This is a genomic window from Rathayibacter sp. AY2B3, assembly GCF_002931755.1.
Taxonomy (GTDB): Bacteria; Actinomycetota; Actinomycetes; order Actinomycetales; family Microbacteriaceae; genus Rathayibacter.
In genome coordinates this window covers 19,992-33,131 of sequence record NZ_PSUG01000028.1, presented here as the reverse complement: position 1 = coordinate 33,131, position 13,140 = coordinate 19,992, and the positions used below count along the sequence as shown (strand labels likewise).

Below are 13,140 nucleotides of genomic sequence, written 5' to 3'. Positions count from 1 at the left end.
CCGCCGCGACCTGCCGGGCCCCTTCCGTTTCCCAGCCAAGGAGCGTCCGTGTCCTCTTCCCCCGCCAGCCCCGGCGTCGCCGCCTCGTTCGACCAGCCCGTGTCGGTGGTCGACCCCGAGATCGCCGCCGTGCTCCAGCAGGAGCTCGACCGCCAGCGCGGCTACCTCGAGATGATCGCCAGCGAGAACTTCGTGCCGCGCGCGATCCTCGAGTCGCAGGGCTCCGTCCTGACCAACAAGTACGCCGAGGGCTACCCCGGACGCCGCTACTACGGCGGCTGCGAGTACGTCGACATCGCCGAGCAGCTCGCGATCGACCGGGCCAAGGCCCTCTTCGGTGCCGAGTTCGCCAACGTCCAGCCGCACTCCGGAGCCTCCGCCAACGCCGCGGCGCTCGCCGCCCTCGTGCAGCCCGGAGACACCATCCTCGGCCTCGAGCTCGCGCACGGCGGCCACCTGACCCACGGCATGAAGCTGAACTTCTCGGGCAAGCTCTACAACGCGACCGCGTACGGCGTCGACCCGCAGACCTTCCGGATCGACATGGACGCGGTCCGCGAGAAGGCCCTCGAGGTCCGCCCGCAGGTGCTCATCGCCGGCTGGTCCGCCTACCCCCGTCAGCTCGACTTCGAGGCGTTCCGCGCCATCGCCGACGAGGTCGGCGCGAAGCTCTGGGTCGACATGGCCCACTTCGCCGGCCTCGTGGCGGCCGGGCTGCACCCGTCGCCGGTGCCCTACGCCGACGTCGTGACCACCACCGTCCACAAGACGCTGGCCGGCCCGCGCTCGGGGCTCATCCTCGCGAAGCAGGAGTACGCCAAGAAGCTGAACTCGGCCGTCTTCCCCGGCCAGCAGGGCGGCCCGCTGATGCACGTGATCGCCGCGAAGGCGACCGCGTTCAAGCTCGCCGGCGAGCCCGAGTTCGCCGACCGCCAGGCACGCACCATCCGCGGCGCGCAGATCCTCGCCGAGCGCCTCACGGCGGCCGACTCGAAAGCCGAGAGCATCGACGTCCTGACCGGCGGCACGGACGTCCACCTCGTCCTCGCCGACCTGCGCGACTCGCCTCTGGACGGCAAGCAGGCCGAGGACCGCCTCCACGAGGTCGGCATCACGGTCAACCGCAACGCCGTGCCGTTCGACCCCCGCCCGCCGATGGTCACCTCGGGCCTGCGCATCGGCACGCCGGCGCTCGCGACCCGCGGCTTCGGCGACACGGAGTTCACCGAGGTCGCCGACGTCATCGCCGAGGCGCTCAAGCCCTCGGCCGACCTCGAGGCGCTGCGCGGCCGGGTCGCCCGCCTCACCGACGACTTCCCGCTCTACCCCGGGCTGTAGTCGATCCGCTGCACCACCCGCGCGGCGGAGGCCGGGGCACCGCTCCCCTCCGCCGCGCCACGACCGAGGAGACCGCGATGACGGCACAGGTACTCGACGGAGTCGCGACGGCGACCGCTGTCAAGACGGAGATCGCGGAGCGGGTCGCCGCTCTGCGCGAACGGGGCGTCGTGCCCGGGCTCGGCACGCTGCTGGTGGGGGACGACCCCGCCTCCCGCTCGTACGTCGCGGGCAAGCACCGCGACTGCGCGGAGGTCGGGATCGAGTCGATCCGCGTGGACCTCCCGGCGACCGCGTCGGCGGACGACATCCGCGCCGCCATCCGGCAGCTCAACGACTCGGAGGCCGTGACCGGGTACATCATCCAGCTCCCGCTGCCGAAGGGCATCGACGAGAACGCGATGCTCGAGCTGATGGATCCGGACAAGGACGCCGACGGCCTGCACCCCACCAACCTGGGCCGCCTGGTGCTCGGCGTCGAGGGCGAGCTGGACAGTCCGCTGCCCTGCACGCCGAACGGCATCGTCGAGATGCTGCAGCGCCACGGGATCCCGACCTCGGGCAGGCACGTCGTCGTCATCGGCCGCGGGCTCACCGTCGGCCGTCCGCTCGGGCTCCTGCTCACGCGGAAGGGCCTCGACGCCACCGTGACTCTCACCCACTCCCGCACGGCCGATCTCGCCGCGGAGGTGCGCCGCGCCGACATCGTGGTGGCGGCCGTGGGCGTGCCCGGGCTCATCCGCGCCGACTGGGTGAAGCCCGGCGCCGCCGTGCTCGACGTGGGCATCACGAGGGTCGAGAACCCCGAGACGGGCCGGGCGAAGCTGACCGGCGACGTCGCTCCGGAGGTCTCGGAGGTCGCGGGCTGGCTCTCGCCGGTCCCCGGAGGCGTCGGCCCGATGACGCGGGCGATGCTCATCCACAACGTGGTGACGGCGGCAGAGCGCGCCCTGCGCTGACCGGTTCCTCGCCACGGGACCCTCGCCGGACCGCGCTCGGGGGCGACGTCCAGTCGCCTGCCGGTAGCGTGGCCGGGCGCTCTCGCGTCCCCCACCCCGTCGGACACGTCCTCGGAGCGCTTCCCGCCCCACGAGGAGAACCCATGCTCACCGTCACCGCCTACGCCGCTCCCTCCGCGACCGAGCCGCTCGTCCCCACCACCATCGAGCGCCGCGACGTCGGACCGCACGACGTGCTCATCGAGATCGCCTACTCCGGCATCTGCCACTCGGACATCCACACCGTCCGCGGCGACTGGGGTCCGGTGGCGTACCCGCTGACCGTCGGCCACGAGATCGTCGGCGTCGTCGCCGAGGTCGGCTCCGAGGTCACCAAGCACTCCGTCGGCGACCGCGTCGGCGTCGGCTGCATGGTGAACTCCTGCCGCGAGTGCGAGAACTGCCTCGCGGGCGAGGAGCAGTACTGCCTGAAGGGCAACACCGGCACCTACGCCTCCGTCGACCGCGACGGCACCATCACCCAGGGCGGCTACTCCACGCACGTCGTCGTCGTCGAGGACTTCGTGCTCCGCGTCCCGGAGTCGATCCCCTACGAGGCCGCCGCTCCGCTGCTGTGCGCGGGCATCACGACCTACTCGCCGCTCTCGCATTGGGAAGCGGGCCCCGGCAAGCGCGTGGCCGTCGTCGGCCTCGGCGGGCTCGGCCACATGGCCGTCAAGTTCGCGCACGCGATGGGCGCCGAGGTCACCGTGCTCTCGCAGACCCTGAGCAAGAAGGAGGACGGCCTCCGCCTGGGCGCCGACCACTACTACGCGACGCGCGACGAGGCGACCTTCACCGATCTCGCGAACACCTTCGACCTGATCGTCAACACGGTCAGCGCGCCCCTCGACCTCGACGCCTACCTGGGACTCCTGCGCCGCAACGGCACGATGGTGAACGTGGGCGCTCCGGCCGAAGCGCTGCCGCTGCACGTGTTCACGCTCTTCGGCGCCCGCCGGTCCTTCGCGGGCTCGGGCATCGGCGGCATCCGCGAGACCCAGGAGATGCTCGACTTCTGCGCCGAGAAGGGCATCGCGAGCGAGGTCGAGGTCGTCTCGGCCTCGCAGATCAACGAGGCCTACGAGCGCGTCCTCGCCTCGGACGTCCGCTACCGCTTCGTGATCGACGCGTCCACGTTCGAGAAGTGAGCCCGGCCGGGGCGCTAGCCTCGGCGGCATGAGCGAACGGAGCCACCCGGCCGTCGACCGCGTCCTCGCCGACCTCGACCGGCACGGTGTGCATCCGGCCGTGCGCTGGCTCGACTCGGCCGCGTCGACGGCCGCGCTGGCGGCAGAGGCGCTGGGCGTCGACGTCGGCCAGATCGCCAACTCGCTGGTGTTCCTGCTCGACGGTGCGCCGCTGCTGGTCCTGACCAGCGGCGGCCACCGCGTCGACACCGCCTGGCTGGGCGTGCAGCTGGGCGGATCGGTCACCCGGGCGCCGGCCGCCGACGTGAAGTCCGCGACGGGCCAGACGATCGGCGGGATCGCGCCGGTCGGTCATCCCGCGCCGCTGCGCACCGTGGTCGACACGGCCCTCGCCGCCTACGAAGTCGTCTGGGCGGCGGCCGGGCACGCGCACACCGTCTACCCGACCGGCTTCGACGAGCTGGTGCGGGTCACCGGGGGAGAGGCGCGGGCCGTCGTCCCGCCGGATCCGGCGCCGTAGCGCCGACTCGACGACGAACGCCCCCTGCGATCCGAGATCGCAAGGGGCGTCGACGAGGGCAGGGGTCAGAGCACGCGGCCCGCGCCGTCGGCGGCCGTGACCAGGAAGAGCTCCGGAGTCGTGAAGCCCTTCTCGGCGAAGGCGGCGAGGACCGCGGCGCGGACCTCCTCCTCCTTCTCCACCGGAGTGAGGGCGATCGCGGAGCCGCCGAAGCCGCCACCGGTCATCCGGGCGCCGATCGCTCCGGCGCCGCGCGCCGCTTCGACGGCGGTGTCGAGCTCGGGCACCGAGATCTCGAAGTCGTCGCGGAGGGAGACGTGGCCGGCGTCGAGCAGATCGCCGATCGCCCGCGGGCCGTGCTCGCGCAGGGTGCGGACGGTCTCGAGCACGCGGGCGTCCTCCGTCACGACGTGCTTCACCCGCCGGTAGGTGACGTCGTCGAGGAGCTCCTCGGCGCGCGGCAGGTCGTCGACCGTCAGCTCGCGGAGCGACGGCACGCCGAGGGTCGCGGCGCCGAGCTCGCAGGAGGCGCGCCGCTCGGCGTAGCCGCCGGTGGCGTGAGCGTGCTCGACGCGGGTGTCGACGACGAGCAGGACGAGCCCGGCCTCCTCGAAGCCGAGGGGGATGACCTCGGTGTCGAGGCTGCGGCAGTCCAGGAACACCGCGGCGTCGCGCTCCCCGAAGAGGGAGGCGGACTCGTCCATGATCCCGGTGGGGGCGCCGACCGCGACGTTCTCGGCGCGGCGGCCGACGCGGGCCATCGTCGCGCGGTCGAAGCCGAGGTCCCAGAGCTCGTCGAGGGCGACGGCCATCGCGCACATCAGCGCCGCCGAGCTCGAGAGCCCCGCGCCGACCGGCACGTCGGAGTCGACGTACGCGTCGAAGCCCGAGCGGGAGCCCAGGTCGACGCCGTACTCCGTGAGCGCCCAGACCACGCCGAGCGGGTAGGCCGACCAGCCGGTCACGGCGCCGGGGCCGAGCTCGTCGAGGGCGACCTCGATCACCTCGGGCGAGAAGGCGCTGCTGATCCTGATGAGGCGGTCCTCCCGCGGAGCGACGGCCATCGCGGTGGCGCGGTCGATGGCGAAGGGGAAGACGAAGCCGTCGTTGTAGTCGGTGTGCTCGCCGATCAGGTTCACACGACCGGGGCCGGCCCAGACGCCCGCTGCGGGCCGGTCGAAGGTGCGCTCGAAGGCGGCGGCCGCGCTCTCGGCGACGGCGGTCAGGGAGGCGGGAGCGGCGGTCATCGGTTCTCCTCGGCGATGTCGGCGGCGGTCGTTGCGGGAGTGGCGGCGCCGTCGGGCAGCGAGTCGTCGCTGTGCGCGGCGACCGGCAGGGCCGCGTCGGGGCGCTGGGCGATCCCGGCCTCGAGCACGGCCGCGTCGGCCCGTTCGATGGCGGCACGCAGGGCCGCGGCGCTCGTCTCCGGGGCGATGTCGCCGATCCAGGCCCCCATCGCGGCCTCGCTCCCCGCGAGGTACTTGAGCTTCGTCTCGGCGCGGCGGGGCGAGGTGATCTGGAGCATCAGGCGCACCTCGTCGCGGCGCTCGTGCACCGGGGCCTGGTGCCAGGCGGCGATGTAGGGCGTCGGGGTGTCGTAGAGGGCGTCGATGCCGCGGAGCAGGCGCTGGTAGATCGTCGCGAGCTCGTCGCGCTCCTCCGGGGTGGTCGCCGCCAGGTCCGGGACGTGGCGGTGCGGCAGGAGGTGCACCTCGACGGGCCAGCGTGCGGCGAACGGCACGAACGCGGTGAAGTGCTCGCCGCGGAGGAGGACGCGCTCGCCGGCCTGCTCGAAGGCGAGGACGTCGGCGAACATCGAGGGCCCGTAGCTGTCGAGCGAGGCGAGCAGACGGGTCGTGCGCGGCGTGACGTAGGGGTAGGAGTAGATCTGCCCGTGGGGGTGGTGCAGCGTGACGCCGATCGCCTCGCCGCGGTTCTCGAACGGGAAGACCTGCTGCACGCCGGGAAGGGCCGAGAGGGCGCCCACGCGGTCGGCCCAGGCCTCGACCACGGTCCGGGCGCGGGAGGCGCTGAGCGTGGCGAACGAGCCCTCGTGCTCGGGGCTGAAGCAGACGACCTCGCAGCGGCCGACGCTGGTCAGCGTCCGGCCGAGCCCGAGGGTGCGCAGGTCCTCCAGCGAGGCGGGCGCGTCCGCATCCTCGAGGAGCGGGCCGAAGGAGGGGGAGCGGTTCTCGAAGACGGCGACGTCGTAGCGGCTGGGCACCTCCGACGGGTTCGTCGGCGACGCCGGAGCGAGCGGATCGAGCTCGGCCGGCGGCAGGAACACGCGGTTCTGGCGCGACGCGGCGATGGAGACCCACTCGCCGGTCAGCACGTCCTGGCGCATCCGCGCGGTGGCGGGGCGGGGGTCGAGGTGGCGGGCGTCGGCGGCGCGCTCCGGGGGGAGCGTCGTGTCGGCGTCGTCGAAGTAGAGGAGCTCGCGGCCGTCGGCCAGCGTGTGCGGGCGCTTGACGACGCCGGCGGAGAGGGTGATCGCTTCGTTCATGGCAGGAGTCAGACTAGGGCCGTACCTTCGAAAAGGAAAGCTGGTTTTCTCTTTGACAAGTCCGCTCGACCGCGGGCACGATGGGCGGATGAGGACGGACGGCGAGCAGGAGTCCACGTCGGCGATCGAGCGCCGGCTGAGGCTGCGCCTGGCCGCCGAGAGCTCGGGCTTCGTCGGGGTCGCCCCGATGGCCGACATGCTCGGGGTCTCGGTCGTCACCGTCCGCTCCGATCTCGCACTGCTGGCGAGCGAGGGCGTCCTCCAGCGGGTGCGCGGAGGGGCGATCCCCGCGCCTAGGCCGACCGGCGAGCGCTCGCTCGAGGAGGGCCTGAGCGCCGCCTCCGACGAGAAGGCCGCGATCGGCCGCGAGGCCGCCGCCTCCGTCTCCTCCGGGCAGAGCATCGTGCTCGACGTGGGCACCACACCGCTCGCCATCGCGCACGCGCTCGTGGCTCGCGAGGAGCTGCGCGACGTCACGGTGATCACGAACGGCCTCTCCACGGCTCTGGCGCTCGAGCCGGCCATCCCGCGCTTCACCGTCGTCGTCACCGGGGGCACTCTGCGGCCGCTGCAGCACTCGCTGGTCGAGCCGCTCGCGTCCGAGATGCTCGAGCGGATCCGCGCCGACATCGCCTTCATCGGCTGCACCGGCGTGCACCCCGAAGCCGGCGTCACCAACGTCAACCTCCCCGAGGCGACCCTGAAGCGCCGGATGCTGCAGGCGGCGACCCGCCGGGTCGTGGTCGCCGACTCCTCGAAGCTCGGAGTGGTCGACCTCGGCCGGGTCGCCGCTCCCGACGAGTTCGACCGTCTGCTCACGGGTGCGGGAGCCGCCGACGGACTGGTCGCCGCTCTGGAGGAGGCGGGGCTCGCGGTCACCCGTTGCCGGGCGCTCGGCGAGCGCGTCAGTCCGTAGGATCGAGGAATGGCCGACTTCACCCCAGCTCCCGCCACCGGGCGCCAGTTCTCCCTCGACCTCACCGCCGAGGGACGCACCCTGCACGCCGTCGTGACGGAGGTGGCCGCAGCGCTGCGCCACCTCTCGGTCGACGGAGTGGAGATCACCGCCTCCTACCCGGAGAGCACCGTCCCGCCGTTCGGCTCGGGCATCGTCCTGATGCCGTGGCCCAACCGCGTGAAGGACGGGCGCTGGCACCACCGCGGCGAGACGCTCCAGCTCGCGATCACCGAGCCGAAGTACCACAACGCCATCCACGGCCTCCTGGTGAGCACCCCGTACCGCCTCGTCGACCAGGGCCCCTCCTTCGTCGAGCTGGCCGCGCCGGTCGTGCCGCAGGCGGGCTACCCGTTCCACCTCGAGACCTCGGTCCGCTACGAGCTGCAGGCCGACGGGCTGAAGGTCGTCCACCGCGTCGTCAACGTCGGAGCCGACGAGGCACCCGTCGCCATCGGCACGCACCCCTTCCTCGCCATCGGCGACGTGCCGACCGACGAGCTCGAGATCACCGTCGACGCGGCGGTGCACATCGAGGTCGACGAGCGCCTCAACCCCACCGTGCAGAAGCCGGTCGAGGGCACCGAGTGGGACCTCCGCTCCGGCCGCCGCATCGGCGACCTCGAGCTCGACGACGCCTGGGCCGACGTCCGGATGGTCGACGGTGAGAGCGTGCACGGCCTCCGCGCCGCCGACGGGCGCCGCGTGCTCCTCTGGGCCGACGCGTCGCACAACTTCATCCAGGTCTTCATCACCCGGATCTTCCCCGACGGCGACGACGTGAAGACCGCGATCGCCGTGGAGCCGATGACCGCTCCGGCCGAGGCGTTCAACAGCGGGCAGGGCCTGCGCTGGCTCGAGCCGGGCGAGGAGTGGACCGTCGCGTGGGGCATCCGCCACGAGGGGTTCCCCACCGCGTCATGACCTCCCTCGCGGCGGTGGGGCGCGACGACGAGGCCAAGCGCGTCGCCCTCGTCCGGATGAAGCGGCTCGCCACGGGCCTGCTCGTGGTGATGGCCGTCGTCTTCGCCGTGTCGTTCGCCCTGCAGGAGCGCTACCCGTGGCTGCAGTGGGTCCGGGCCGCGAGCGAGGGCGGGATGGTCGGCGCGCTCGCCGACTGGTTCGCCGTGACCGCGCTGTTCCGGCGGCCGCTGGGCCTGCCGATCCCGCACACCGCGATCATCCCGACCAAGAAGGACGAGATCGGCGCGAGCCTCGCGCAGTTCGTCGAGGAGAACTTCCTCCGCGGCGCCATCGTGCGCGAGAAGCTCGACTCCTTCGGGATCGCCCGGCGGGCGGGGCTCTGGCTCGCCGAGCCGGAGAACGCGCACCGTGTCGGCGGCGAGAGCGCGGCGGCCGTCCGCTCGGCGATCGCCCTGCTGGACGACTCCGATGTGCAGCGCGTGATCGAGGCGCTGGCGCGGCGCCACCTCCTCGACCCGCAGTGGGGCCCGCCGCTGGGCTCGCTGGTGGGCAGCGTGGTCGAGGCCGGCCACCATCGGCGACTCGTGGACACGCTGGTCGAGCAGGCGGAGGAGTGGCTGACCGCGAACCCGCAGAGCTTCACCCGCATGGTCAGCGGCCGCCTGCCGAGCTGGCTGCCCTCCGCGGTCAGCCGAGCGGTGGACGAGCGGCTGTACCGCGAGGCTCTCGTCTTCGTCGCGGCGGTGCGCGAGGACCAGGTGCACCCGTTCCGGATCGCGATCGACGGCTACCTCGCCACGCTGGCGCAGGATCTGGGCACCGATCCCGACCTGATCGCCCGCGTCGAGGAGATCAAGAACCGCGCCTTCGACAGCCCGCGCGTCCGCGAGCTCGCGGGGGACGCCTGGGAGGCGACGAAGGCCTCGCTCCTCGGCGCGATGGACGACCCGGCGAGCCCGCTGCGCGGCAGTATCGAGTCGATCGTCGTCGATCTGGGCCGCCGGCTCTCGACCGACGCCGGCCTCGCGGCGACCGTCGACTCCTGGATCGGCTCGGTGGCGGCGAACCTGGTCGACCGCTACCGCACCGACATCGCCAGCATCATCGGCGACACGATCCACCGCTGGGACCCGCGCGAGACGTCCGAGAAGCTCGAGCTCCAGGTCGGGAAGGACCTCCAGTTCATCCGGATCAACGGCACCGTCGTCGGCTCCCTGGCCGGCCTGGTCATCTTCACGGTCGCCCACGCGCTGCTCGGCTCGTGAAGCGGGGCGCACGGCGCCGCTCCGCAAGCCCTCGTGGGCGTCGGTGGTCGGGCGTACGGTCGCACCATGAGCGATGACAACACCACCGATCCCGATGTCAAGACCGAGGGCGACGTCCTCGGCGCCCGTGCCGACGACGGCAGCGACACCAGCGCCAGCAAGGACCCGTCCGACTGGGTCACCGGCGACGAGCCGATGACCGGCCCGCAGCGCAGCTACCTCGACACCCTCGCGCGCGAAGCGGGCGAGACCCTCCCCGCCGACCTCACCAAGGCCCAGGCCTCCGAGCACATCGACCGCCTGCAGTCCTCCACGGGCCGCGGCGACGGCAGCAACGGGCACGACTGATCCCGCCGGGGCGCCCCGGGGCTGAGCATCAGTCCCCGTCGGCGCCCCCGTCCGGGGCGCGCACACCGGGGCCCGGCGTCCCTAAGGTTCGGTCATGGCGATCTCCCGCACCACGCGCACCGCCCTCGACCTCATCGACGCGATCCGGATCCCCGGCCGCATCGATCCCCGTCTGGCCCGGCAGGTGACCCTGTCGCTCCGCCAGCTCCTCGAATCCGGTGCCTTCGGCCCGAGCGAGCGGCTCCTCCGCCGCCGAGCGAGGAGACTGCGTTCCCGCACCCGCGAGGCGGCGGCGATCCGGCAGGCGCGGTCGGCCGGCTGCACCGTCCAGCTATGAGCGCGCTGAACGGGGCCGCTCCGCTGTGACCGGCGACGGGACAGACACCGCCAGCGCGGTCGTCTAGAGTTCCTGGCATCCGGTCCGCCGGACGCCCGCCGCAGTCTCCCGGCCGGTCGACAAGGGAGTCGTCTCGGCGCGGGTCACCCCTCGTTCGCCCGTCGAACGCTCCGCTGATCCCAGCACCCCGCTCCCTCGTCGAGAAGGGACTCCCGCGATGACGTCTCGCGTCTCGCACACCGCGACGACCGTCCGCCTCGTCCGCTGGTACCGGATCGACTCCGACTGGCTCTCGGAGGTCGTCACCGGACGCCTGCTCGAGCACCAGGACGGCCGCTGGCGCCTCCTCGTCGGCGAGAAGGTGCGCGACTACCCGGACGAGGTGTGGTCGCTCTGCCACGAGTGACGCCGTCGCGGATTGCCGGGGCCCGGACGGGGCGTCAGAGGTAGAGGTAGTACGTCTTCGCGCAGTCCGTCGAGCAGAACGGATCGCGGCGGCGGGCCGGCCGGACGCGGCACGCCTCGCACAGCCGCGGCCGTCGCAGAAGAGCGCGGAGGAAGGTCAGCACTCCTGCACGGTAGTGGTGCGACCTGTCCGCGCCCTGGCACTGTCCGGAAAGCGCGACCAGGCGAGCGGGTGGTGGGCCCCGTCGGGCTCGAACCGACGACCCGCGGATTAAAAGTCCGCTGCTCTGCCAACTGACTCAATTGAGGAGGGTGGGAAGTGCCCTTTATGTGGTTCTCGTTTAGGTGAACCGTGCAACGAGGGCCGCAATCGACTTGGCTCCGGAGACTGCGACAGTCTCGTCGCCGCTCCTCATATAAAGATCATCTCCGACATAGGCCAGTTCGTTTTGCGGCGGGATCGAGATCACGATGACTCCTAAACCGAAATAGTCGTGATACCCAAGGCTAGATAGCACATTCTCCTTGAGTGGGCTACTGAGCGTTGAATTTTTGATACCGTCTCGCCATCTCGCAAAGTATTGCTCTGCAGATTCACCGAGAATTGCCATTTCGCGCTTCACTCCAACGACTTTCCTGGCGCCAACCTTCCTCGGTTGAATGCTGTCGAGTTTCATAATTCGCGTGGCATCACTTTCTTTGTCCGTTACTCCAACGAATATCGTGCCGCCCCGCCCCGGTCCATTGTTAGAGATTGCAGATATCGTGCGGACAATTTTTTGCAACAATCCCGGCTGCACGGATCGCGACCCACTCAGTGCGAGCAGGCCTTGCTTCAATTCGAAGTCTGGTAGTTCGATTTCCGAGCGATGAATCGCAGCATCAATGTCCAAAAAGGACTGGTTGTGGTATACGGCCTTGAGGTCGCTATCGATCGTATGTCCAGCTATAAGGCCCTTAACAGCGTCGATATTTTTGCGACGTTCGATGGTCGTCGCGGAACCGCGCCCGGTGTCGATGCGCCCGTCTAGCTTCGTCAGAGCCGCCTTTACCGAAGCATAGTCGGCAATTGTCTTTTTCTCCCCGATCAGTACCTCATGGAAGGCAATAACGAGTGTTGCGAAAACTGCGGGAAAAGCGTTGTTTGTCTTCTTAGTAAAAAGGATGTTCTTTAGAGCTGTCGTGCCGGTTGCGTCGGCGACTTGAAGGATCTGGTCGATGCAGTATTTAATCTCGTCGCCTAAGGCTTCAGGGCCGTGGACGCTGAGTGCGGCATCGATTCTCTTGTTGGCAGGATCCGAGGCTTGATAAATCGCATCTAACGCGTCTTTCGATCGACCGATGAGTTGTCCGCCGACAATACATGCGGCGATGTCGGCAATACATTGCTCATCCATGCTGTCTCGAAGGTCCGTAGAGCGGAGAATTCCTTGTTGAACCCAAAAGGTATCGCCAGCTTTTACTTCGTAGCCGTGCTTGGTCTTCGGCAGATCAATACTGATTGAAGGCATCTGACTAAGCTGAAGAATATTACTCGAAGCGTCGCCTCGAAGCGTGCAGGACAATTCCCGAACAGTCTCGGCGAACTGATCCTGAACGCCAGCCTGCCGTCGTTCTTGATCGCTCAGTCGATGTCCATATGTATTGATGCGGCGGAAAACGTCGTCAATTTCATTCTCGTCTGACCCTCGCATGACGGAAACAGCTAGAGTGTAATCGAGCAACGCGCTCACGTCGGACCTGCTAATCAAAGAGGCGCCGTCATTCTGGTCGAAGAGGCCCTCATCCATTCGTTGTTTTGCGGTAGGGAACTGGCGAACATCGAAGAAGTCGCCTTCGATTGTGCTGAAGCCCAACTCGATAAATGACATGATGGTAAAAAGGCGTTGAAGCCCATCGATGATTTCGAATGTTTCACCGGGGCGTTCCGCCAAGATAATAGCGGGAATCGGGTATTTTTTCACTACCGACTCGATAAGGCGTTGCTTCTCTTCAAGGGTCCATACGAGCTTCCGCTGGTAGCGCCGGTTAACGAAAAGCTTATTTTCGCTGTACCAGCCATAAAGGGACTGGATTGACTTCGGTTGGGAATCGAGATCGGCCATACAGGTAATTTGCCAGAATCCCGTTGCGACAGCAACGTTTTTCCGAGAGGTTCTACTCCTGGCCGATCCGAGGGGAAGAGCGCGCCCAGGCGAGCGGGTGGTGGGCCCCGTCGGGCTCGAACCGACGACCCGCGGATTAAAAGTCCGCTGCTCTGCCAACTGAGCTAGAGGCCCGCGCGCTCCAGGGTACCGGGCCGCGGACACCCGCGGTGCAGGCGACGAGTCCCGGGGAGACGGACCCGTTCCGCGCGGGCATACCCGCCCAGCCGCGGGCGTTACCCTCCTCGA

The 13,140-nt window shown here is 69.8% G+C and carries 14 protein-coding genes and 1 tRNA gene; 10 read left to right on the top strand and 5 right to left on the bottom strand.

The features are described from left to right. The first annotated feature begins 48 nt into the window (after positions 1–48). From glyA to C5C24_RS10755, 4 genes are all read left to right on the top strand, one after another. Complete coding sequence (gene glyA / locus C5C24_RS10770; protein WP_104304949.1) at positions 49–1,338, top strand: serine hydroxymethyltransferase; 1,290 nt, start codon at positions 49–51, stop codon at positions 1,336–1,338. Between the two features lie 77 nt (positions 1,339–1,415). Next, positions 1,416–2,297 (top strand): bifunctional methylenetetrahydrofolate dehydrogenase/methenyltetrahydrofolate cyclohydrolase, encoded by an 882-nt coding sequence (locus C5C24_RS10765; RefSeq protein WP_104276947.1) that lies wholly within the window; start codon positions 1,416–1,418, stop codon positions 2,295–2,297. A gap of 143 nt (positions 2,298–2,440) precedes the next feature. Continuing rightward, on the top strand, positions 2,441–3,487 hold the full coding sequence (locus C5C24_RS10760) for an NAD(P)-dependent alcohol dehydrogenase (RefSeq protein ID WP_104233905.1): 1,047 nt from the start codon (positions 2,441–2,443) through the stop codon (positions 3,485–3,487). Positions 3,488–3,515: 28 nt separating this feature from the next. Continuing rightward, the gene (locus C5C24_RS10755; RefSeq protein WP_104281649.1) at positions 3,516–4,007 is read left to right on the top strand and encodes a YbaK/EbsC family protein; all 492 of its coding nucleotides are present in this window, start codon (positions 3,516–3,518) and stop codon (positions 4,005–4,007) included. A 65-nt stretch (positions 4,008–4,072) separates the two neighbouring features. Here the strand turns inward: C5C24_RS10755 and galK are convergent, their stop codons facing one another. Then, positions 4,073–5,254 (bottom strand): galactokinase, encoded by a 1,182-nt coding sequence (galK, locus tag C5C24_RS10750; protein ID WP_104276949.1) that lies wholly within the window; start codon positions 5,252–5,254, stop codon positions 4,073–4,075. Then, positions 5,251–6,513: a galactose-1-phosphate uridylyltransferase gene (gene galT, locus C5C24_RS10745; RefSeq protein ID WP_104276950.1), complete on the bottom strand. Its 1,263-nt coding sequence runs from the start codon at positions 6,511–6,513 to the stop codon at positions 5,251–5,253. The genes galK and galT overlap by 4 nt, the downstream gene beginning before the upstream one ends. 88 nt (positions 6,514–6,601) lie before the next feature. Here galT and C5C24_RS10740 point away from each other — a divergent pair, with 88 nt between their 5' ends. The 6 genes from C5C24_RS10740 to C5C24_RS10715 all read left to right on the top strand — a co-directional run bounded on the left by C5C24_RS10740 (position 6,602) and on the right by C5C24_RS10715 (position 10,748). Further along, positions 6,602–7,429 (top strand): DeoR/GlpR family DNA-binding transcription regulator, encoded by an 828-nt coding sequence (locus C5C24_RS10740; protein WP_104276951.1) that lies wholly within the window; start codon positions 6,602–6,604, stop codon positions 7,427–7,429. 9 nt (positions 7,430–7,438) lie between these two features. Further along, on the top strand, positions 7,439–8,392 hold the full coding sequence (locus C5C24_RS10735; protein ID WP_104276952.1) for an aldose 1-epimerase family protein: 954 nt from the start codon (positions 7,439–7,441) through the stop codon (positions 8,390–8,392). Continuing rightward, positions 8,389–9,657, top strand: a complete 1,269-nt coding sequence (locus C5C24_RS10730) for a DUF445 domain-containing protein (protein WP_104276953.1) — start codon at positions 8,389–8,391, stop codon at positions 9,655–9,657. Before C5C24_RS10735 ends, C5C24_RS10730 begins: the two co-directional genes overlap by 4 nt. 66 nt (positions 9,658–9,723) lie before the next feature. Further along, the gene (locus tag C5C24_RS10725) at positions 9,724–10,005 is read left to right on the top strand and encodes a DUF3072 domain-containing protein (protein WP_104224714.1); all 282 of its coding nucleotides are present in this window, start codon (positions 9,724–9,726) and stop codon (positions 10,003–10,005) included. 94 nt (positions 10,006–10,099) lie between these two features. Further along, the gene (locus C5C24_RS10720) at positions 10,100–10,342 is read left to right on the top strand and encodes a hypothetical protein (RefSeq protein WP_104304948.1); all 243 of its coding nucleotides are present in this window, start codon (positions 10,100–10,102) and stop codon (positions 10,340–10,342) included. Between the two features lie 217 nt (positions 10,343–10,559). Next, entirely contained in the window at positions 10,560–10,748 is a 189-nt protein-coding gene (locus tag C5C24_RS10715; protein WP_104276955.1) for a hypothetical protein, read from the top strand. A 34-nt stretch (positions 10,749–10,782) separates the two neighbouring features. Here C5C24_RS10715 and C5C24_RS18435 read toward each other — a convergent pair whose 3' ends face one another. From C5C24_RS18435 to C5C24_RS10705, 3 genes are all read right to left on the bottom strand, one after another. Then, positions 10,783–10,911, bottom strand: coding sequence for a hypothetical protein (locus C5C24_RS18435; RefSeq protein WP_258062912.1), 129 nt, complete (start codon positions 10,909–10,911; stop codon positions 10,783–10,785). A 177-nt stretch (positions 10,912–11,088) separates the two neighbouring features. Then, complete coding sequence (locus C5C24_RS10710) at positions 11,089–12,852, bottom strand: DUF262 domain-containing protein (RefSeq protein ID WP_104304947.1); 1,764 nt, start codon at positions 12,850–12,852, stop codon at positions 11,089–11,091. 98 nt (positions 12,853–12,950) lie between these two features. Further along, a tRNA-Lys gene (locus tag C5C24_RS10705) sits at positions 12,951–13,026 on the bottom strand. Positions 13,027–13,140: the final 114 nt, after the last annotated feature.

Bases quoted from the DNA above. Each gene is read 5' to 3' on its own strand.
- C5C24_RS10765 (WP_104276947.1), top strand. From the start codon at position 1,416: ATGACGGCACAGGTACTCGACGGAGTCGCGACGGCGACCGCTGTCAAG.
- C5C24_RS10760 (WP_104233905.1), top strand. From the start codon at position 2,441: ATGCTCACCGTCACCGCCTACGCCGCTCCCTCCGCGACCGAGCCGCTC.
- C5C24_RS10755 (WP_104281649.1), top strand. From the start codon at position 3,516: ATGAGCGAACGGAGCCACCCGGCCGTCGACCGCGTCCTCGCCGACCTC.
- galK (WP_104276949.1), bottom strand. From the start codon at position 5,254: ATGACCGCCGCTCCCGCCTCCCTGACCGCCGTCGCCGAGAGCGCGGCC.
- galT (WP_104276950.1), bottom strand. From the start codon at position 6,513: ATGAACGAAGCGATCACCCTCTCCGCCGGCGTCGTCAAGCGCCCGCAC.
- C5C24_RS10740 (WP_104276951.1), top strand. From the start codon at position 6,602: ATGAGGACGGACGGCGAGCAGGAGTCCACGTCGGCGATCGAGCGCCGG.
- C5C24_RS10735 (WP_104276952.1), top strand. From the start codon at position 7,439: ATGGCCGACTTCACCCCAGCTCCCGCCACCGGGCGCCAGTTCTCCCTC.
- C5C24_RS10730 (WP_104276953.1), top strand. From the start codon at position 8,389: ATGACCTCCCTCGCGGCGGTGGGGCGCGACGACGAGGCCAAGCGCGTC.
- C5C24_RS10725 (WP_104224714.1), top strand. From the start codon at position 9,724: ATGAGCGATGACAACACCACCGATCCCGATGTCAAGACCGAGGGCGAC.
- C5C24_RS10720 (WP_104304948.1), top strand. From the start codon at position 10,100: ATGGCGATCTCCCGCACCACGCGCACCGCCCTCGACCTCATCGACGCG.
- C5C24_RS10715 (WP_104276955.1), top strand. From the start codon at position 10,560: ATGACGTCTCGCGTCTCGCACACCGCGACGACCGTCCGCCTCGTCCGC.
- C5C24_RS10710 (WP_104304947.1), bottom strand. From the start codon at position 12,852: ATGGCCGATCTCGATTCCCAACCGAAGTCAATCCAGTCCCTTTATGGC.